The sequence below is a fragment of the Acinetobacter sp. ANC_7553 genome, assembly GCF_056779895.1.
In genome coordinates this window covers 105,272-125,436 of sequence record NZ_JBWYIV010000009.1, presented here as the reverse complement: position 1 = coordinate 125,436, position 20,165 = coordinate 105,272, and the positions used below count along the sequence as shown (strand labels likewise).

Genomic DNA, 20,165 nt, shown 5'->3' with positions numbered 1-20,165 from the left:
CATCTCGGAGGTTTTTTTCTAAATTACATAGGAATACTATGCGACATACTTAATGGACAAACATATCCATAAATTGACGAATCTCTTGAATCGCAGTATCGACATCGCTCGTGAGCCAAGTCGGTTCAAATAAACCTGCATAATGTTCCAAACGATCGTGTGGAACCACTAAACGAATTGGGCATTCTTCCTCGAGTAAACGCCAAGGAATAATGGGCACTTCATTATCTAAGAAGCAAGCGATGTTACGAATGTCGATGATCATGCCGTTGACACATTCAGGAAAGGGCATCACCGAAAATTCTTCAGTGCGACGGCGGAAATACTCTAAGTCACCCCACTTCAGCACATAGCTTGGTTTCGTAAACTCAATAATTCCAATCAAATGCCCATCACGGGTATGATGCAAAGAACAGGCATGAGTGACATCTGTGTCTAAATCTAAAGAGACACTTTGTCGGCGATAGGTCATACAGATCGACAATAAAAATGAGGAGGGTGCATATTATACTCTATTTTGCATCACAGCTCATGTGCTTTGATCGGTACGAATTGATAATGTTTTTTCACACAAAACAACATGATAGATTGCTAGTATAAAAAATCATCAAAATACATAAGAGGGGCATCATGGTAGATCAATCCAATCATCCGACCCATAATGATCAAAAGAAGAAAAGTAAGATCCCAGTGTATATTCTGATTATCGTTGGTATTTTTTTAGCAGCCTTCATTTTCTATATGCTCGCTGATCGTGATCCAACACCAGGTCAAATTCCTGCTGATACGACTATTCCTGCAACTCAAGATAATGCAGATACAGCAACGGCAACAGATTCAGCAGTGGATAATACCGTTACTGCGGTCGCAAACGATCAATAAACCACTACACTTTTCACGTTTAAACCCAGCTTCGGCTGGGTTTTTTCTTGATTTGCAACAATGTGTTGTATTTATGATGCTTTGAGTTGATTAAAAAATATTCGAAATTTATGGTGTGATGACGCGATCGAAAAATGATCTAGGGAAAAGAATTAAATCAATCGTAATTCAGAACACTTAACATAAGAAGAGGCGTAACCAATGAATGATGAATATAACGACTTCACTCGAACTGGGGGCTTTGATGCAATGTATTATTGGGAGCAATTCCAACCAATTATTGCTGCAGTGGCCATTTTACTCATAGGATGGATCATCGCTTTAATCGTTGCCGCAGGGGTTAAGAAGGTACTTGCAAAATTAAATACCAATCAAAAATTAAGTAGCGCGACAGGACATCGCTCAAATATAGAAAATATCATCTCCAGAGTCGTTTTCTGGCTGATCCTCATTATTGCTGTTATCGGTTCACTCAACGTTTTAAACCTGACCAGTGTGAGTGGTCCTTTTAGTAATATGGTTCAACAATTCTTACTATTTATCCCACAATTATTGGCTGCAGTAGCAGTTGGTTTTATTGGATGGATCGTAGCCAATTTGGTCAAAGTTGGATTAACTCGACTACTCAGTCGTACACAATTGGATGAAAAGCTCAGTCAAGACGTTGGTGTGAGCTCATTTAGCCAAAATATCAGTGAAATTGTTTATTGGCTCATTTTATTGCTGTTCTTACCGATCGTGCTGTCTATTTTGGGCTTAAATGGTTTGTTATATCCAGTTCAGAATATGGTGACTGAAGCCGTTGCCTACTTGCCGAATATCTTTATGGCAGGTGTGATTTTATTTGTTGGTTACATTTTGGCAAAAATTGTACGCGGTATTGTCGAAGGGCTACTTTCAAGTTTGAATGTCCAACAGCAAGCTGAAAAAGTCGGAGTTTTTAAAAATTCTAATCTGCCTAAGCTATTAGGATCATTTGTATTTGCCTTAGTCATCATTACTTCACTGATTATTGCGTTTGAGGCTTTGGGTGTAGACGCGATTTCACAACCAGCAACGGCTATGTTGTATGAAATCATGAATGCAATTCCACATATCATCGCAGCAGGTTTAATCCTGATCATTGCTTATGTGGTCTCACGTTTCGTATCTAATCTTGTGGTTGAAGTGATCGCTGGGACAGGTGTTGATAACATTCCTCAAAAGCTCGATATGCAACGATTTTTGGGTCAAACCAAAATATCAAAAGTTGTCGGTCATTTGATTGTATTCTTCACCATGCTCTTTGCGGTGTCTGAAGCTGCGAATCGTTTGGGCTTCGATCAAATTAGTGATTTGATTGCGATGTTCATTTATTTCGGAGCGAATGTACTTTTAGGTGCAGTTATCCTCGTCATTGGTTTCTGGCTAGCAAATCTAGTTGCCAATGTGGTGAAACGTGGTGAGACCAATAGCGCACATTGGTTAGCGAATCTTGTCCGAGTACTGATCATTGGTTTAGTTGTGGCAATGGGCTTGCGTGCAATGGGAATCGCTGACTCGATCGTAAATTTAGCCTTTGGATTAACACTTGGAGCGGTTGCTGTCGCTTTTGCACTTGCATTTGGTCTAGGTGGTCGCCAACCTGCAGAGCGATTGTTGACTGACTTAATCGATAAAGCGAAATCTGACGCGAATAAGCCAAGACCAAATCAGCCTGAACAAGTCACGCCACCACTTACTGAGCAAATGGATGCTTCAACTGTTGCGGAAGAATATCAAGATGAAGATATTCCACCAACGCAAATTGATGTAGAAGCGCCAACTCAACCATTGAATAATCCTTATGGATCTACAGGAGAGTCAGATCAAAATACACAGCCTAAAAATGACCTTAAATAACATGTAAATTTGTGTCGGGATCAGTCAGCATGGTTTGGCTGATCCTCATGAAAAAGAGTAAAAATTATGAGTAAGAAATTTAATAAATTATTCGCCCCAATAGTGATTGCAGGTATCACCGTGGGTTTTTTAGCAAGCGCTTACCGCTTTGTTTTTGCAAATTCAAAAGCTACTGAAAACAACAGACTCAATACACCATCTATTGATGATGCAGTAACAGATCCAACCACACAAATGCTTGATTCAACTGATACCAATGCCCAAAGACCCTCATAAATTCTGCTTTTAGAAAAGATAAATGAATAATGAAGCATTCGATTGATCAATAGGGATGATAGTCAAAGAGGGCGAAGGATGCCCCTTTAATTACAAAATGAACAATACTTGTTGTTAATTAGACATACTCAGATGCAGCATGTGCAGATGACCAAGCCCATTGAAAGTTAAATCCACCTAAATGGCCCGTTACATCGAGTATTTCTCCGACGAAGAAAAGCCCTTTTTGCTTTTTACTTTCCATTGTTTTTGAGGAAACTTCAGTGGTATCAACTCCACCTAAAGTCACCTCAGCCGTACGGTAACCTTCAGTCCCAGAAGGTTTAACTTCAAATGCGTGAAGGCGCTGGGCAATCGCCTCTAGCTTCTCATCACTGATATTCCCGATTGATATTTCAGCTTGATCCATCCAAATCAACTGTTGTAATTCAACTACGACACTCTTCGGTAAGTGTTCAGCGAGTAAGGTGCGAAGTAACACTTTAGGTTGATTTTGTTTTTTAGTTTTAAAAAAATTCAAGAGATCGATACTTGGTAAAAAGTCGACTTTAAAACTTTGACCCACATCCCAATAGTTTGAGAGCTGTAAAGAACTTGGACCACTTAAACCACGGTGCGTAAACAAGAGTGCTTCAGTAAAGCTATTGAGATGATTGCTTAATGTCACTTCAACAGCATTGCCACTAAGTCGTGTCGTCACTTCTTTGAAACCATCAGAAAAAGTAAAGGGGACTAGACCTGCACGAGTTGGATAAACATAGTGTCCAAATTGTTTAGCAATCTCATAGCCAATGCCTGAGCCACCAAGCGTCGGAATTGAGAGACCACCAGATGCGACCACGACAGATTCAACTTCAAAAAAACCTAAATTGGTTGCCACCTGAAAACCGTGCTCCTCAAGGGCGTTGACGGCTTTCACCTCGCAACTGGTTTTGATGTCGACTAGACCAGTTTTGTCACACTCAGCAAGTAACATGGCTAAGATTTCTTTCGCGCCGTTAAGGGTAAAGAGCTGACCGTGTTTACGTTCTTCGTATTCAATGCCATATTCGCAGACCAAGCCAATGAAATCCCAATTGGTATAACGGGTGAGTGCTGAGATAACAAAATGCGGGTTATGAGAAATATAGTTGTCAGGCTCAACATACAGATTGGTAAAGTTACATTTACCTCCACCTGACATGAGAATTTTTTTCCCCACTTTATTGGCTTTTTCAACCACCACGACACGACGCCCACGTTGAGCAGCCATATATGCGGTCATTAAACCAGATGCACCCGCACCTATTACTAAAACATCGTATTGCTTGGAAGACATGAAAATAATCAAAAAACGAAACAGCGCAATTATAACGGTAAATTACGATGAACTGAGCATTATCGGATTAATTCAAGCGAACAGAAGCAGAAGCAAGATCAACTAAATCGTTCGACCTTGAAGCCCGCCCGAATGAATGACTAAAACTTTAGCGTTTTTGGGGAAATAGTTTTGTTGTATAAGATCATGAATGCCAAACATCATTTTTCCGGTATAGACTTGTTCAAGTGGAATACGGTATTCATATTCAAACTTTTCAATAAATTGAATCAGTTCAGGTCGGGTTTTGGCATAGCCTCCGAAGCAATAATCATCAGTGATATGCCAGTTGTTTTTACCCGTCAGTAGTTTTACTTCATCATTCAGAAAATTGCCTTTTAATGCAGAAAATCCAATAATTCTTTGACGGTTTAAACTGCGCTCAATCAATCCTGAAATCGTACCGCCTGTTCCGACAGCACAACAAATGAAGTCAAAGGTCTGATCAGCATCTTTTAAAATTTCTTGAGTGCCCTGAATGGCAAGCGAGTTGGTGCCACCTTCTGGAATTAAATAGCTTTCAGGAAAGCGTTGCGCTAAGTGAGCTAAAAACTCAGGATCATTTTTGTGTCGATATGCTTCTCGTGAGATAAAATGCAGCGCCATACCAAAACGTTCTGCGGTGGCGAGGGTGTGATTGCGGGCTGAGTTTTTGAGTTCCTCACCACGAATGATCCCAATAGACTGAAAGCCAAATTGATGCGCAGCAAACGCTGTGGCGGCAATATGATTTGAATAAGCCCCACCAAAGGTCATTACATTTTGAAAGCCTTGACGTTTTGCCTCAATAAAATTGTATTTCAGTTTATAAAACTTATTTCCAGAGATATGTGGATGAATTTGGTCTAAACGGCGAACTGTGATGTTTAAACCATTTAAAGAAATTTCCTGATCTTGAACCTGTTGGGCAATCGTATCAAACATAGTGCGAGCATTTGGTTTTTTAAGAGTATAGCGGATTTCGAATCTTAGCTCTTACTCGGAGAAATTGAAAAACAGTGAAAAAATATGTTTAAAAAATAATCAGAAGTGCTAATCTGAAAGAAAACGGAATTTTGGGAGGGTGGCATGAAGCAATCTCTATCCATTTTATTATTGGGTTTGTTCGTTTTAACGGCCTTAGGCTGTGAGCAGGATTTTCTAAACAAACCTAAAACAGAAGCTCGAAGTATGGTTATTGCTGGCGTACCTGTACAGGAAAGGGACTATCGTCTGTCTCCACATGAAACTGCATATAATGAAGCACTGTCAGATGATGATTAGCATGACTTGGATATTTTTTATAAAATCAATTGTATTTAATTTATACAGTAAATTAATTCGCTAAAAATAATGAAATAAATAGTGAATAATTTTAATATTTAAAAAAATCACTCAAATAATTAGGGAAATATTCATAAGGCTTCCAAGTAGAATAACGCGATAAATCAATCATCTACTATGGAATTAATGTGGAATCAATTTGGATTTTAGGTTCGATTGCAGCAGCACTTTTACTGGGCGCAATGAGTCCGGGGCCGACTTCAATCTATGTCGCTAAAAATTCAATCGCTATTTCGCGTAAACATGGTTTATTTACTGCACTGGGAACTGGTCTCGGTGCTGCGATTTTTGGTTTATTGGCAGTATTAGGCTTACAGGCATTCTTAGTTGCAGTGCCTTCAGCATATTTGGCTTTGAAAATCTGCGGTGGATTATATTTATTGTTTTTGGCTTATAAAATTATTAAACATGCCAAAGATCCAATCGAAGCTGATCATTCTGCATTGCATCCGATGAGTTTACGACGTGCATTTACCACAGGCTTAATTACTCAATTGTCGAATCCTAAAATTGCGATTGTACTTGCCAGTATTTTCACAGCTTTATTACCCAAAGAGATTCCGTTGTATTTTTACTTTGTGTTACCAATGCTGTGCTTTTTTATCGATGCTGGTTGGTGCTCGTTGGTGGCGGTTGCATTATCAGCGGAAAAACCGCGTGCGGTGTATTTAAAATTTAAGAAAGTATTTGATCGTGGTGCGGGCATTGTGATGTCTGTGCTCGGATTGAAGTTGATTTTTGGTGTGAAGTAGATCACATTTTTAATCTTGTCTAACAATTTTTATGATCTGACCTGAATTCACATTTGCCAGTCCTGATCAGCTATAAAGAACTGAGGAGAGGTTGTTTAGGGTGTAAACATCTCTCATTGTTTGTGAGTTTGTTATGTATTCTCTCCTCAGTAGTCATTCAAAAAATAAAAGTCTACAACAAAAGTTCTACTATCAATTGGGTCAAATGGCCAAAAACCTTTTGGGTGCAGTAGAGCCAGAAGAACAAGCACTTTTACCACGCGAATATAATTTAGACGCGCATGTTTTTCATCGTCAATTCGCGAGTACGCATTATGGAGTTATGATTCCAGATTTGCCTGAGCCTTTTCGATATCTGTCCTATGCTTCTGTCATTGGTGATGTTGGTGCGAAGATAACGCATTTACCCAAGTCGATTTCTGGTCTTAGTCCTGAAAATACCGCTACTTTGGTTCATGGAACAGCCTTATCGACAGATGAAGAAGCCTTTCGCATTTATAATATTCAAGACGAAATTGTATTCCATCAAAAGCCATTTAAGGTTGAGTTTGGTCGAGAATCTTTCCTTGCTGAAATTGAAGGGAGTTATCATCTAGTATCTGAACGTGATGATCTGCAAGTTGATATTTGGTTAACCCCGACGCCTGCCATTACGTGGTTTGCACATAGCATGTTATATCAGCACTTTAGTGTATTGATGCAATATGACGGTCATTTGACCCAACATGGAAAACGTGTTGAAGTTAAAGGGTTATGTACACTGGAACATTGGAAAGCAGTCTCAAGCTCAATGTTGCCGACTCCCAATAAACCGACCACAGGATTGGTGCCTTTAGACAGTTTTAGTTATCAAGTCATCAACATAGATGATGAGTCACAATTGGTCTTGGCCTATATCGGTTTTGCAGGTGAACCTACTTATACCGCGGTGTCTTATCGCCATATTGATGGTACTTCTATTCAATATGATGGTGAGGTTGCTTTTCAAGTGATCGCATTAAAGCCTGATCCGAAAATAACACCTGACGGTTTTGAAATGGAGGTGCCTCAGTCTTTCAGATGGATTGCACATCATCAAGGTGAGAAAGTGTTAGATATTCTTGCGGTGGCAGATACGGAATATTGTTATGGTTTAGCTGCAGGTTATGTGAGTTCTTATCAGTGGAGTGGTTTGCTGAATGGAACTGAACGTAAGGGGCGAGGTTATGTTGAATATATCGACCGAAGACAGAACGTAAATTTAGACACCTAATTTTTGATTTAAATATGCCCATAAAAAAGCCTCTAAACGTATTAGAGGCTTTTTTAAAATCTTATTTCTTACATTCAGGCTGTGAACGGTCAATTACTTGTGTACCTTCTACACGATAACCAATTTGACCAACAATGAATGCTTGATTCAATTGAGTGATCACCACATCAGAAAGAGCCACAGCGCAACGGTTTTTTTCAATAGCACGATCTACAGCAGTTTTAAAGTTTGGAACCCCTAAAGGGAACAAGACAACTGGGACCTTATCTTCACCTGTTACACGTTCACCTTTCACGAACTGATTAGAGTTGAGATTATAGTTTTTAGTTGAAGCAACTGTCATATCAGCCATACGAACTGAACAGCCTGTCGCCAATACTGAAGTTGCTGCGATAATTGAAATTAATAATTTTTTCATTAGTTTACCCCCGTTTTTAAGCGAGGGAACTTTAAATAAAAATACTTGAAATTTCAACCATTACGTGACTTTAGTTTAATCTTTAAAGTGAACTGGCACCCACTGATAGCTTTGTCCATCTTTGGAATAAATGTGCCCAAGCCCCGGGAATGGTAAATGTGGTGCTGCAATAAGCTGACCTTCTTTGGCATATTCAGCAAAATGTTTTAAACGTGTTTGGATTGCTGTTTGTGGATCGATATCGAACTCAATCGCGGTTTCAGGTTTGTCGAACTGCAAGGTATGTGAATGTACGATGTCACCAATAAACACCACTTCTTGTCCATCAGCTTTCAGTTTAAAACTGTAATGTCCTGGGGTATGACCAAAGGATGGTTTAAATTCGACATCGCCGAAGCGTAAAGATTTGTCTGAAAAGACTTTAATCTTTTTAGCTTTTTCATATGGCGCAAGTGCTGCTTTGATTTTTTCAACTGTTCCTAAAAAGCCTGCTTGCTTATCTTTTGGCAGTTTTTTTACGGTGTTTGGACTCAGCCAATAGTCATATTCGGTTTTTGAAATATGCAATATCGCATTTGGATAATTCGCCACGCCATTGTTTGAAATACCACAGACATGGTCAGGGTGTAAGTGGGTCAGGAAAATGCCATTCACTTGTGTAGGCTGATAACCTGATGCTTTGAGGTTGTTATAGATTGAGCCTAAATGTGTACCAAAGCAGCTTGCCGCACCGCTATCGACCATTAAAAGCTGATTGCCTGTATTAATCAAAAATGCATTGACTGAGGTTTGGATGCCTTTGTCATTGATCGCTGCGTATTTTTTAAGAATCTCAGTTTTTTCACTGTCATTTAAGCCTTTAAACATAGATGGATTGAGGTAGTTTGTTCCATCTAATAAAGCAGTGATCTGATGACCATAAAAGTCGTAATGATAATAGCCTGCCACTTGGGGTTTGGCTGCGGGTGATGATGCAGGAATCACTGCTTGTGTAAATGATGCTGTTAAAAGGCTTATTGTAAGGAGGATTGGTTTTAGATTTTTCATTCAGATCACCTATAAATTTAAAAATTAATAAAATATAATTTAATTAATTTTCTATTTCATAAAAAAATATGAATCAATTAAATATAGAACAGATTAGTAGCAATATACAGCGTATTAATGGTTATCTAGATACCAAAAGTAATACTGAAATTGGTGAAATTTTCAGTAAACATTATGAATATGACATACCTGTTAGCCATGAGGAGACTGGTAAAAGAATTAAAGAAAATTTTAAAATAATACAAGAAAAAGATGATTTTTTAAGAAAAAATATCAGCTCTCTAAGCGAGGACTCTAAGAATTTTTTTTCTCTATGAGTTCAAATGCCACTCATAGATTAAATAATTGTTTCCGTAGTTTTGCTATTTATATTCCCGAGGAGTTTAAAGATTGGAAAAAAAGCGGAGGAGAAATTCCATATCTCTTTAAAATAGATCAAAACATATTATTTATATATAGTGATCTCATAAATTTAAGCAACTTGAGTACTATATCAATAGAACTTATTAATAAAAAAATATCTAATGTGCTAGAGCCAAAATTAAAAGATAATTACGAAAGAAGCGAAAATTTAATCCGAGATTTAGAACTATATAAAAATGAAGCCGCATCTAAAAAAACAAAATTTATTTATAGAGATAAATATGAAAAATATAAACGAACTGTAGAAGTTTATGAACTTTATATCATGATGCTAATTGTGTTATCTGTAATCTTAGTTATTTGTCAGCTATTTGCATACAAATTCTTTGATGATTTATCAGTCAGTAATGCTATTACTACTAAACTAACAATAATAGCTGTAATAGCTACTTTATTTACTTATTGTTTTAAACAAATTGGCTTTTATCGACAAATAGCAGAACAAGCACATCAAACGTATATGGAATTAGAGGCATTACCTGAGTATCTATTAAATCTTCCCGAAGATAAGCAAAATGAAATTAAAGCCGATTTAGCAAAAAAATATTTTGGACAGAGCATTGTAGATAACCCCAAGGGAAGTAACTCTTCATTTGAAGATCAAACTAAATTAAATACAGAAATTTTAAAATCCAACTCGGCTTTATTAGACGTAGTAAAAAAATTAGTACCATAAAATACTAATACATAAAAGCCCCTACATCAGTAGAGGCTTTTTTCTTATCTTAATCTAAAAATTAAGACACTTTATCACCCGGTTTAGCACCAGATTCAGGTGAAATCACCCAAACACCGTCGCCATTACCCGCAGCGAGTACCATACCGTTTGAAATACCAAAACGCATCTTACGTGGTGCAAGGTTTGCCACCATCACCACCAATTTGCCTTTTAAGTCTTCAGGCTTGTAGAACTCACGAATACCGCTAAACACATTACGTGGTTCAGCTTCACCAACATTTAAAGTCAGTTGTAAAAGCTTGTCTGAACCTTCAACCGTTGCGGCTTCAAGAACTTCCGCTACACGTAGGTCAACTTTCATAAAGTCTTCGATACCGATAATTTCAGCTTCACCCACTTTCGGCTCAGCTTTCTTCTCTTTGGCTTTCTCTTTTTTCTTCTCAGCTTTTGGTGCTTCAGCAGGGGCAGCTAAAGAATCTTTAGATGCATCCACCATGGCAGCAACCGCTTTCGGATCAACACGTTGCATCAATGGTTGGAACAATGCAATTTCATGTGCAACCAAGATTTGCTGACGCGATTCAAAGTTGAAGCTGTCAAGCTGTAAGAACGCTTGAACTTGTTCTGCCAATGTTGGCAATACAGGCGCAAGGTACACCGCCAATTGACGGAATAGGTTAATACCCACTGAACACACATCATGAACTTGTTGTTCTTCACCTTCAATCTTCGCTAAAGCCCAAGGCTTTTTCTCATCGATGTATTGGTTGGCTTTATCTGCAAGCGCCATGATTTCACGAATCGCAGTTGAGAACTCACGAGCTTCATAAGCCTGAGCAATTGAATCACCAGCATCAATAAAGCTTTGAACCAACTCAGGCTCTGCACAAGTCGCAGACAATTTATTGTCAAATTTCGTGTTAATGAATTTCGCACAACGACTTGCGATGTTCACCACTTTACCAACAAGGTCAGAATTCACTTTTTGAACGAAATCATCAAGGTTCAAGTCAGAATCTTCAACTTTGTCAGAAAGTTTAGACGCAAAGTAGTAACGTAAATATTCAGGGTTTAAATGCTCTAAATACGTTTCCGCTTTAATGAACGTACCACGAGATTTAGACATCTTCTGACCATTTACAGTCAAGAAACCGTTTACGAATAGGCTTGTCGGTGTACGGTAGTTGGCACCTTCAAGCATTGCAGGCCAGAACAATGCGTGGAAATACACGATGTCTTTACCAATGAAGTGATACACCTCATTTTGAGAATCTTTTTTCCAGTAATCATCAAAGCTTAAATCAGGACGTTTAGTTTTGATGTAATTTTCAAAGCTCGACATATAGCCGATTGGCGCATCGACCCAAACATAAAAATATTTGTTTGGTGCATCAGGAATTTCAAAACCAAAATATGGCGCATCACGAGAAATATCCCAATCCGACAAACCTGCTTCAAACCATTCATCTAATTTGTTGGCAATCGACACAGGTAAACGACCTTCGTCACGTGTCCATTTTTGTAGGTATTCACCAAAGTTCGGTAGTTTAAAGAAGTAGTGATCTGAAGATTTCTCAACAGGAGTCGCACCGCTTAAAGTCGATTTTGGATTTAACAATTCTGTTGCGTTATACGTTGTACCGCAAACTTCGCATGAGTCACCGTATTGATCTTCCGCTTTACATTTCGGGCAGGTGCCTTTAATAAAACGGTCAGACAAGAACATGCCTTTTTCAGGGTCAAACAATTGCGTTACAGGGCGCACCGCAATATTGCCTGCTTCACGGTTCTTAATATAAATCTCAGAAGCGCGAGCTTGGTTTTCAGCGCTGTTGGTTGAATCGTAATGATCGAAATCAACCTTGAAGCCGGCAAAGTCACGCTCATGTTCTTTTTGTACATTGGCAATTTGTTGTTCTGGAGTAATACCGTTGGCTTCAGCACGTAGCATAATTGCTGTGCCGTGAGCATCGTCCGCGCAGACATAAGTCACGTTATGACCCATTGCACGCATCGCACGTACCCAAATATCTGCTTGGATATAACCGAGTAAGTGACCCATATGGATCGGGCCATTGGCGTATGGAAGGGCGTTAGTGACTAAGATATTACGCACGGATCTGACTCTCTCATTCGTATTTTATGCAATGGGCGATAATTTTACATGAGATAGGCGAGACTTGCATAAGCCTTTTGATGAATTCTTATTTATTAACAAAGTTAGAGCACGCGGAAAGGCTACTTTGTTACAGACTTATCAGGGATAATAGACATCCTGCTATTCACCTGAGTGTTTGACCATGTATGACGATTTTGATGATTATGAAGATGAGCAACCTGTAAAACGCATCAAATCGAATGTGCAGGGCTTACCAACTCTGGGTAAGCAAATTCTTAATCAGGCACAGGATTATCTTGATCAAATCTCACAAGGCGAACATACACTTTTAGTCAATCATTTACGTGAACTTGCCCAGCAAGATGAATATTTTAATGTGCTTGCCGATCAGTTGGATCAACCTGTCGGTTCGAAAGTTGCCAATGATGCGTTAAATCTGATGCACTTTTGGCAACAAATTCATGCTTATGAAGATGTGCAAAGTTTTAACTTACTTGATGTTATTAACACTGAAGCTTTTCAAAAAGATGTGTTGACCGCTTTCGATGCTATGCAGATCGATGAGCAGAATAAAGCCTTGCGTCGTTCTGTGATTATCGAAGCTTTTAAAATGTATAAACTCGGCTGTTATGCAGGTTGTGTACCATTACTTTATGCCCAACTTGAAGGTTTACTGACAGATGTGCTGATTCAACAAGGTTTCTTAAAGCAAAATGTCACCAAGTTAGTCGATGTTTATAAAATTGTACCGGGTTTGAAAGGCAATGAAATTAAGAGCCTTTGGCATAAATCTAAGATTGCCATTGAGCTTAATCCATACTTTGCAGAACTCGCGGCTTATAAAATGGATTCAAGCTCGAATGTAACCGCGACACGTCATAACATTTTGCATGGCACGGATGTCGAGCATTTCACACAAGCACGAAGCTTTATTTTATTTATTTGGTTGTTTTCTGCATTGAACTTTATGTCGAGTATTCGCTCCTAAATTCATCATTTTCAACTCAAAAAGTTACAGCGTAGTGTTGTTCTACATCATCATGTGAGAAATTGTAGTGATTCGAAACATTTACGATGAGCACTGCAAATCTTCGATATAACTAAGATTCACTATCAAAGCGATAAAGAGGATTGAAGATGTCGAATAATAAAATTGATGACTTAAAAAACAAAGCTTCAGAACTCGGTGATGATCTGAAATTGAAGGCGAAGGAAGCTGAGCTGAAAGGCGAGAAAGCATTGGATCAAGTGAAGCATGGTGCAGCAGAAGCCAAGCTTGAAGGTGAAAAAAAACTGAATGATCTTAAACATGACACGCAGCAAAATTCTTCTGAAGCGCATTCAACTTTAGATGATTTAAAACATAAAGCGGTAGATTTGAAAGAGCAAGCAGCAGATAAATTACATGACCTGAAAGATCAAGCGAGTGAAAAATTTGCGGATCTTAAAGCAAAAGCATCAGAAAAAATTGATCAACTGAAAAAGTAAATTGATCACAAAAAAGCTCATCATCAGATGAGCTTTTTTTTTAATTTTTTCTAATCCATTCGATTTTTCTAATTTCATTATTCACCACAGTAAAGGTGTAAATCAGATCATGAAATTCGTAGGTATAGCTATAAGCCGTAAAACGATTTTTTCCTTCTTTCCATTCATAATGTTGTGTTGAAGTCGGCGTCTGCTTCATGTGTGAGCTTAATTTTGCATAAGAGTCACCTAAGCTGATGATTTGTCCTGAAGGAGTACGAAAACTTCGGGATTCATTGGCGGCATAGCCTAAAATTGGTAGAAGGAGCATTGTGCTCATTAGGGCAGTTATTGAGCGTGTTTTTAATTTAAGTTTCAGATTTATTTGTTTTAAAGACATATCGTAGCGTTATCTTGGTTTTATATTCTTTTCAATTTTAATGTTAAAAATTCGCTATTGTGTTGGTATTTGTTGAAAGCATGAATCACTTGCAACATGAATCAAGGCGTTTAACAGTGAAATCAAGTTTATAGCCTGTATCAATGACATCAATCGAGATACGCCAATAAAAATAATAAAAAAGCTGACTAATTTAGTTGGAATTCGACTAACATATTTCTATTCAAACGGGGATCAATATATTGTTGCTTAACCTTGTTGATATTTCTCGTTAAACTATTTCTTTATCAGTTTCTGTCCAGACTTGGAGTACGGTATGTCGTGGCTTTCTTCACTCAAATCTGTTTTTTCACCCTCAAAGGAGGTGAATGAAGAGGCTGTACAACACGTATTACAACACTACGTTTTGCCGAATTCTGACAATTTTTTGAAAGATCGAATCACACAGGTCAATGTTGAAGGTGATGTACTTCAAATTACCATTAATACCGTGCCAAGTGAAAAAGATCAGTTACAGCAAATTCACGATGAACTGGCTGATGCTTTGGAAAAGTGTGGGATTAAAGAGCTGAATATGCATGTCATTCAGCAGAAAACTGGAAGTCATGCTCAACAACAAGGTGGCTGTGGGCACAACCATGCAGCAGGTGAAAGCTGTTCAAGTAAAAAAGCTGAGGCCCCAAAATCTAATCTGCCTCCTGTTGTAGATGCATCTGCAAGCCAGGATGCGGTAAAACAAGCGAATGCGAATTACCAACCTCAACAAGAAGAAGCACCGATTCAAAAAGCTGCACCACAGCAACGTGATGTACCTAAGCATCCACGTATCCAGAACGTGATTTTAGTTTCGTCAGGTAAGGGTGGTGTAGGCAAATCAACCACTACGGTCAATTTAGCTTTGGCATTACAAAAGCTCGGGCTGAAAGTAGGTGTATTGGATGCAGATATCTATGGTCCAAGTATCCCAACGATGCTTGGTAATGCCGGTAAAACCCCAATGATCGAGGCAGAACATTTTGTACCGTTGGATGCTTTTGGTATGGCGGTGTTGTCGATTGGTCATCTGACAGGAGATCACAATACTCCTGTGGCTTGGCGTGGTCCAAAAGCAACAGGCGCATTGATGCAACTGTTCAACCAAACCCTTTGGCCTGATCTTGATGTATTAATGATCGACATGCCACCAGGAACAGGGGATATTCAATTAACTCTGGCACAACGTATTCCAGTGACTGGTGCAGTGATCGTGACGACACCGCAAAACGTGGCACTGATGGATGCGACCAAAGGTATTGAATTGTTTAACCGTGTTCAAATTCCTGTGATGGGCGTGGTGGAAAATATGTCGACACATATTTGTTCAAACTGTGGCCATGAAGAGCAAATCTTTGGTACTGGTGGTGGCGATAAGTTATCGGAACAATACGATATTCCATTACTTGGACGTTTACCATTGAATGTGAAAATCCGAGAGCATGCCGATGAAGGTAAACCATCTGTATTGATTGGTGGCGATGCAGCAGAAAGTTATATTGAAATTGCACAGAAGATTGCAGCTGCATTGCCTAAAGCTGAAAAAGATAAAAGTCGGATTTTCTAAGTATTTGAAAAGACTCAATGTTAAACCTGTCTAAGTCTGACTTAGGCAGGTTTTTTTGTTGACCGTTCGTCGTTTTAGGATTATTTACTCTAATTTTTCTACCTAAAATATTTTGTGAAATTTCACGTTATATGGGTATAGAAATGCGTTCAATCACTGCAATGAAGATGGTTATGATTTCTCTCATTCTGTCAACGACAGCTTCTGCTGCCATCATTCCTTATGTTGATTATCCTGAAGAATTCCAAAAGAAATCTTTAAATATTCTGGTTCAAGAAGCTGAACAACAGTCAAATTAATGCTTGAACTCAGCATCACAGCGTGAATGGACTGTGATGCTGAATTTCATCGATGAAGAACGTGCTATAAGCATTTTTGCAAGAGTACATCATGTTTTTCGTTTCGATTACATTGTGTGACTTCAGAGTTATAATTTAAATGACAAACTAACCTGATGAAAAATATTACAAAAAAAATTGTGTTTCATTCTTGAGAAATTTTCACACAAATAATATTTTGCCAATTGAAATAATCTTGATTAATCTGAGCGCATTATCAGCGAGGTCATCCTATGATTTCATGGCTCTTTATTGCGTTGGTTACCACGATTTTATTCACACCCGGACCAACCAATACTTTACTTGCATCTTCAGGCATACAGGTAGGTATTAAAAAGTCATTTCGCTTAATACCCGCGGAAGCATTAGGCTATCTTATTGCCATCACTGCATGGGGATTTTTAATTGGTCGTGTCACCACTCATTTGCCAATTTTGCCAGTGATATTAAAATTATTTAGTTCATTCTATATTATCTATCTGGCCATCAAATTATGGCGCACTGCCAACGTAGAACATCAGTTGAATCAGCCCACCATCAAAGCTTCTGAATTATTCTGTGCAACTTTACTCAATCCTAAAGCTTTGCTTTTTGCCTCGGCTATTTTCCCTGCAATTGTTTGGGTGAGTGTAGATTATTATATTGCGCACATGTTGATGTTTATTTTATTGATCCTACCCATCGCTTTTATTTGGACACTCATTGGGTCGCTGTTAGCCAATAATAAAATTAAATGGTTAAACCAGTCCAATATGCAAAAAACAGCATCCTTAGTCCTGATGAGTTTCTCAATTCCAATGAGTTATTCGGCATTGTTAAGTCTTTAAGATGATTCACCGCAGCAGACTGAACAGGAATACAAATCGTGGGTTATTTCCATTGACGGGGTTTTCAGTTAAAGTACAGCGCAGTAATTGAATATGTATTCTGGGAATAAATAAATGGCTATTAAGTCTGATCGTTGGATTCGCGAAATGAGCGAAAAACACGGCATGATTGAACCGTATGCAGAAAACCAAGTTCGTTTAGACGAAAATGGTCAAAAACTCATTTCATATGGCGTTTCAAGCTATGGTTATGATGTTCGTTGTGCGCGTGAGTTCAAAGTGTTCACAAACGTTCACTCTGCTATTGTTGACCCAAAAAATTTCGATGATAAAAGTTTTATAGATATCGAAGCTGACGTGTGTATTATTCCACCTAACTCATTTGCACTTGCTCGTACAGTAGAATACTTCCGTATCCCACGTAATGTTTTGACGGTGTGTTTAGGTAAATCAACCTATGCACGTTGCGGTATTATTGTAAACGTGACGCCACTTGAGCCAGAGTGGGAAGGTCATGTGACCTTGGAATTTTCAAATACAACCAATTTACCTGCACGTATTTATGCTGGTGAAGGTGTTGCTCAAATGTTGTTTTTTGAGTCTGATGAAGTGTGCGAAACATCTTATAAAGATCGTGGTGGAAAATATCAAGGTCAAACAGGTGTAACTTTACCTAAAACATAAGTATTGAATTGTAAGACTTCATGCAAAAAGCAAACTCAATGAGTTTGCTTTTTTTATAAGTATTTGAAAAATTGAATTTATTCATTTATCGGAAAAAATGCCAACCCAATCGCAATTTTTTGCAAATTCCACTTCATTTATATACTATAAACTGTGATGTAATCTTAATATTAAAAGAGAAGCATGGAATTCTTCTCTGAACAATTAAAAATATAAATATGGTGCAAGGCATCGTATACGGGAAGGTCGAGATGGCACTTAATTATACGAACATATTTAATCAGACTTTACTTGCAAGTTTAATGACGCTTACTACGGTTTCGCTCTACGCATTGCAGCCTCTTTCGGATGAAAATTTAAGTGCGACGACTGGTGAGGGTGTCGCCATGATTCCTCAAGATGCTTATTTTGTTTTTCAAGGGGAAAATTCAACTGCGGCAGATTTAATGAATCGCCAAAAAGATACTGGATATATTCATCTCATTCCAGTGGGGCCTTTAACGGATGCGGCATTGGATACCAATAAAAATGGAACAGTAGGGTCAGAAGATCATTCCGTGGGTAAGGCTGATTTGTTCGTGTATGGTCTCGCATTATCTAAATCTGATAATAATCACAATACGCGCTTAGCTGCGACAGATAAAGATGCACGTATAGGATCATGGGGAACAGCAACCAATCCATGGCTACTTCGAGTCGGTACTGAAAATCAGGTTCCAAATTTTGATTTAAATAAAACATGTATAAGTAATGATCCTAGCTGTCAGGTTCCATTCTTGACGCTTGAAGCTCCATTAATGGACACAGTTCGTCCTACGGATGCAGCTAATGGTCTTGATGCTTACAGATTGAAGATGGCCATGTGGGCGGATGCTTTTGTGCTTGATCCTTCTCGTAAAGAAGGGGATCCACTACTTTACCAATTGGGTGAAAAAGCAGGAACGAGTAATGCGGATCGTGCTAATCGACTTCGTTTACAGGCCATTTGGAATAATTTTTCCATTAATGGAAGTAATATAAAAATCTTTCAAACTTTAAATGGTGCAAGTAACCAAGCAGGCATGAGTGCATTTTATAACAACACCTTGGGTGTTGCTGGACTTGTGCGTTTGAACTCAGGGGATGGTCAAAATCTGACGACGGGGAATAAAACAGCCAATATTCTTAGACTGAGTACGCGTGAAACATCAGACACTCCTAATTTACAAACCCCTGCCATCAACAATACTCTGGCACCAGTATTTGATGCCAATGAGGGTATCTTTATTCAGAATTTGAATGCCAATATCGTATTGGGTTCACTCTATCAGCCTTTGATTCTAGGCTCTGATGGTAAAAACTTTAGTTTGGAACTCACGCGTATTCCAAATAAACCTGAAATTTATAAAAAAATATACACAGATTATAGCAATCCAAACTCGACAGAATATGCGGGCTCAACCTGTAACTTTTATAAATGTGGTAACAATGGTTTGAATGGCTATCAAGGGACGAATGCAACACATAGCAGTATCACTATTGGAAGTACTTCTTATAACGCTGAGAATAATACTTTAAGTGCTTATAAAGGATCAGATGCAGTAGGTATAAGTTTTGGTGCAGTCAATCCAATTCCCCAAACGCCTAATGCTGCATTGCCACCGTCAAATTTTAAAAATATGGGTTCTGCGGTCATTGATGGTGTTCTTATTCAGCATATGAAAATCACCACAAAAGGATTATAGGAGAGCATTCATGAAAAATTCATTAGTCGCTGTCCTATTCAGTGTTATAGCATCAATGACTTATGCACTTGAGCCCATGTCAGATGAAGCTTTAAAAAATGTTGAAGGACAAGCTGGAGCTGATCTCTCATTAAAACTTTCTTTAAACCAAAAGTTAGTGACTGAGAATAATGTTCAACGTTATGTGTTTGATGATGCACTGTGTAAGGATGTGGAATATTGTCGTCTCGCGCTTGCTGTCAATAATCGCTATATCAAAGATGGTCAAGCAAGTAGTACAGATGGTTTTAAATTATGGCTTGTTTTTAAAGGGATTCAGGGCACTCTAAATATTCAAAAGATTGGCTTGGATGGTGTAGATCTCAGCTATAAAAATGATTCTGGTACTGATCAGCTTAAAGCAGCGATGCAACTGAGCTTTGATGCATCTAAGCCAATTCAAATTCGTAATTTTGGTTTTGATGCTTTGGCTTTTGGTCAGGATAAATTTACCAGTAATGCCACCACTGAGGGTGTAGGAACAAGTCCTGCTGACTATGGTTACCTGCAAGTGACACGTTATGATTCATCTAATGCTCCTCGTTCTGCATATGACCATGGGCGAGAAACTGGTTTTATGGGTTTAAAAATGAATGGTAATTTAGCTGTTCAGGGTAAAGTCATGATGTTTGGTTGTGACGGCAGTCACCAGCGTTGTTGAAATTTAAGATGCATAA

22 protein-coding genes and 1 pseudogene are annotated in these 20,165 nt (G+C 38.4%); 16 read left to right on the top strand and 7 right to left on the bottom strand.

Annotated features, from left to right (window positions below):
* Nucleotides 1–49: 49 nt before the first annotated feature.
* A complete protein-coding gene (locus tag AC1M9I_RS08920; RefSeq protein WP_035267287.1) occupies nucleotides 50–472 on the bottom strand; it encodes a hypothetical protein in 423 nt (140 codons plus the stop codon).
* Nucleotides 473–630: 158 nt separating this feature from the next.
* Between AC1M9I_RS08920 and AC1M9I_RS08915 the strand changes: the two genes are divergently transcribed.
* The 3 genes from AC1M9I_RS08915 (at nucleotide 631) to AC1M9I_RS08905 (ending at nucleotide 3,039) form a co-directional block, all read left to right on the top strand.
* Entirely contained in the window at nucleotides 631–882 is a 252-nt protein-coding gene (locus AC1M9I_RS08915) for a hypothetical protein (RefSeq protein WP_092766954.1), read from the top strand.
* 201 nt (nucleotides 883–1,083) lie between these two features.
* Nucleotides 1,084–2,763, top strand: coding sequence for a mechanosensitive ion channel (locus tag AC1M9I_RS08910; RefSeq protein ID WP_481593631.1), 1,680 nt, complete (start codon nucleotides 1,084–1,086; stop codon nucleotides 2,761–2,763).
* Nucleotides 2,764–2,829: 66 nt separating this feature from the next.
* Nucleotides 2,830–3,039 (top strand): hypothetical protein, encoded by a 210-nt coding sequence (locus tag AC1M9I_RS08905; RefSeq protein WP_092766956.1) that lies wholly within the window; start codon nucleotides 2,830–2,832, stop codon nucleotides 3,037–3,039.
* A 118-nt stretch (nucleotides 3,040–3,157) separates the two neighbouring features.
* Here AC1M9I_RS08905 and AC1M9I_RS08900 read toward each other — a convergent pair whose 3' ends face one another.
* Together AC1M9I_RS08900 and AC1M9I_RS08895 are read right to left on the bottom strand one after the other, a co-directional pair.
* Nucleotides 3,158–4,357: a BaiN/RdsA family NAD(P)/FAD-dependent oxidoreductase gene (locus tag AC1M9I_RS08900; RefSeq protein ID WP_092766957.1), complete on the bottom strand. Its 1,200-nt coding sequence runs from the start codon at nucleotides 4,355–4,357 to the stop codon at nucleotides 3,158–3,160.
* A 102-nt stretch (nucleotides 4,358–4,459) separates the two neighbouring features.
* Nucleotides 4,460–5,320: a 1-aminocyclopropane-1-carboxylate deaminase/D-cysteine desulfhydrase gene (locus tag AC1M9I_RS08895; RefSeq protein WP_481593630.1), complete on the bottom strand. Its 861-nt coding sequence runs from the start codon at nucleotides 5,318–5,320 to the stop codon at nucleotides 4,460–4,462.
* A gap of 144 nt (nucleotides 5,321–5,464) precedes the next feature.
* Between AC1M9I_RS08895 and AC1M9I_RS08890 the strand changes: the two genes are divergently transcribed.
* The 3 genes from AC1M9I_RS08890 (at nucleotide 5,465) to AC1M9I_RS08880 (ending at nucleotide 7,723) form a co-directional block, all read left to right on the top strand.
* Nucleotides 5,465–5,659 (top strand): NF038215 family lipoprotein, encoded by a 195-nt coding sequence (locus AC1M9I_RS08890; RefSeq protein ID WP_481593629.1) that lies wholly within the window; start codon nucleotides 5,465–5,467, stop codon nucleotides 5,657–5,659.
* Between the two features lie 188 nt (nucleotides 5,660–5,847).
* Complete coding sequence (locus tag AC1M9I_RS08885) at nucleotides 5,848–6,471, top strand: LysE family translocator (RefSeq protein WP_481593628.1); 624 nt, start codon at nucleotides 5,848–5,850, stop codon at nucleotides 6,469–6,471.
* Nucleotides 6,472–6,604: 133 nt separating this feature from the next.
* A complete protein-coding gene (locus AC1M9I_RS08880; protein WP_481593627.1) occupies nucleotides 6,605–7,723 on the top strand; it encodes a DUF6670 family protein in 1,119 nt (372 codons plus the stop codon).
* Nucleotides 7,724–7,784: 61 nt separating this feature from the next.
* Here AC1M9I_RS08880 and AC1M9I_RS08875 read toward each other — a convergent pair whose 3' ends face one another.
* Both AC1M9I_RS08875 and AC1M9I_RS08870 read right to left on the bottom strand, forming a co-directional pair.
* Nucleotides 7,785–8,141 (bottom strand): hypothetical protein, encoded by a 357-nt coding sequence (locus AC1M9I_RS08875; RefSeq protein ID WP_035267298.1) that lies wholly within the window; start codon nucleotides 8,139–8,141, stop codon nucleotides 7,785–7,787.
* A 75-nt stretch (nucleotides 8,142–8,216) separates the two neighbouring features.
* Nucleotides 8,217–9,188, bottom strand: coding sequence for an MBL fold metallo-hydrolase (locus tag AC1M9I_RS08870; protein ID WP_481593626.1), 972 nt, complete (start codon nucleotides 9,186–9,188; stop codon nucleotides 8,217–8,219).
* Nucleotides 9,189–9,256: 68 nt separating this feature from the next.
* Here AC1M9I_RS08870 and AC1M9I_RS08865 point away from each other — a divergent pair, with 68 nt between their 5' ends.
* Together AC1M9I_RS08865 and AC1M9I_RS08860 are read left to right on the top strand one after the other, a co-directional pair.
* The gene (locus AC1M9I_RS08865) at nucleotides 9,257–9,505 is read left to right on the top strand and encodes a hypothetical protein (RefSeq protein WP_481610943.1); all 249 of its coding nucleotides are present in this window, start codon (nucleotides 9,257–9,259) and stop codon (nucleotides 9,503–9,505) included.
* Entirely contained in the window at nucleotides 9,502–10,287 is a 786-nt protein-coding gene (locus tag AC1M9I_RS08860; RefSeq protein ID WP_481610942.1) for a hypothetical protein, read from the top strand. The genes AC1M9I_RS08865 and AC1M9I_RS08860 overlap by 4 nt, the downstream gene beginning before the upstream one ends.
* Nucleotides 10,288–10,348: 61 nt before the next feature.
* On the opposite strand, the gene metG is transcribed toward AC1M9I_RS08860, so the two are convergent.
* The gene (metG, locus tag AC1M9I_RS08855) at nucleotides 10,349–12,406 is read right to left on the bottom strand and encodes a methionine--tRNA ligase (RefSeq protein WP_481593624.1); all 2,058 of its coding nucleotides are present in this window, start codon (nucleotides 12,404–12,406) and stop codon (nucleotides 10,349–10,351) included.
* 184 nt (nucleotides 12,407–12,590) lie between these two features.
* Between metG and AC1M9I_RS08850 the strand changes: the two genes are divergently transcribed.
* Both AC1M9I_RS08850 and AC1M9I_RS08845 read left to right on the top strand, forming a co-directional pair.
* On the top strand, nucleotides 12,591–13,397 hold the full coding sequence (locus AC1M9I_RS08850; protein WP_481593623.1) for a hypothetical protein: 807 nt from the start codon (nucleotides 12,591–12,593) through the stop codon (nucleotides 13,395–13,397).
* Nucleotides 13,398–13,546: 149 nt separating this feature from the next.
* Complete coding sequence (locus AC1M9I_RS08845) at nucleotides 13,547–13,897, top strand: hypothetical protein (RefSeq protein ID WP_092766966.1); 351 nt, start codon at nucleotides 13,547–13,549, stop codon at nucleotides 13,895–13,897.
* Nucleotides 13,898–13,937: 40 nt separating this feature from the next.
* On the opposite strand, the gene AC1M9I_RS08840 is transcribed toward AC1M9I_RS08845, so the two are convergent.
* Nucleotides 13,938–14,207: a hypothetical protein gene (locus AC1M9I_RS08840; protein ID WP_051586621.1), complete on the bottom strand. Its 270-nt coding sequence runs from the start codon at nucleotides 14,205–14,207 to the stop codon at nucleotides 13,938–13,940.
* Nucleotides 14,208–14,592: 385 nt separating this feature from the next.
* On the opposite strand from AC1M9I_RS08840, the gene apbC reads away from it, so the two are divergent.
* From apbC to AC1M9I_RS08810, 6 genes and pseudogenes are all read left to right on the top strand, one after another.
* Complete coding sequence (gene apbC / locus AC1M9I_RS08835) at nucleotides 14,593–15,876, top strand: iron-sulfur cluster carrier protein ApbC (protein ID WP_481594998.1); 1,284 nt, start codon at nucleotides 14,593–14,595, stop codon at nucleotides 15,874–15,876.
* Nucleotides 15,877–16,019: 143 nt separating this feature from the next.
* Nucleotides 16,020–16,175: a hypothetical protein gene (locus AC1M9I_RS08830; RefSeq protein WP_481593621.1), complete on the top strand. Its 156-nt coding sequence runs from the start codon at nucleotides 16,020–16,022 to the stop codon at nucleotides 16,173–16,175.
* 272 nt (nucleotides 16,176–16,447) lie between these two features.
* Nucleotides 16,448–17,041, top strand: coding sequence for a LysE family translocator (locus AC1M9I_RS08825; protein ID WP_035269555.1), 594 nt, complete (start codon nucleotides 16,448–16,450; stop codon nucleotides 17,039–17,041).
* Nucleotides 17,042–17,155: 114 nt separating this feature from the next.
* Complete coding sequence (gene dcd, locus AC1M9I_RS08820; RefSeq protein WP_004694514.1) at nucleotides 17,156–17,725, top strand: dCTP deaminase; 570 nt, start codon at nucleotides 17,156–17,158, stop codon at nucleotides 17,723–17,725.
* A 218-nt stretch (nucleotides 17,726–17,943) separates the two neighbouring features.
* Nucleotides 17,944–19,353 (top strand): annotated as a pseudogene (locus tag AC1M9I_RS08815) (hypothetical protein); the annotation flags it as partial.
* Nucleotides 19,354–19,459: 106 nt separating this feature from the next.
* Nucleotides 19,460–20,149 (top strand): hypothetical protein, encoded by a 690-nt coding sequence (locus AC1M9I_RS08810; protein ID WP_179999378.1) that lies wholly within the window; start codon nucleotides 19,460–19,462, stop codon nucleotides 20,147–20,149.
* Nucleotides 20,150–20,165: the final 16 nt, after the last annotated feature.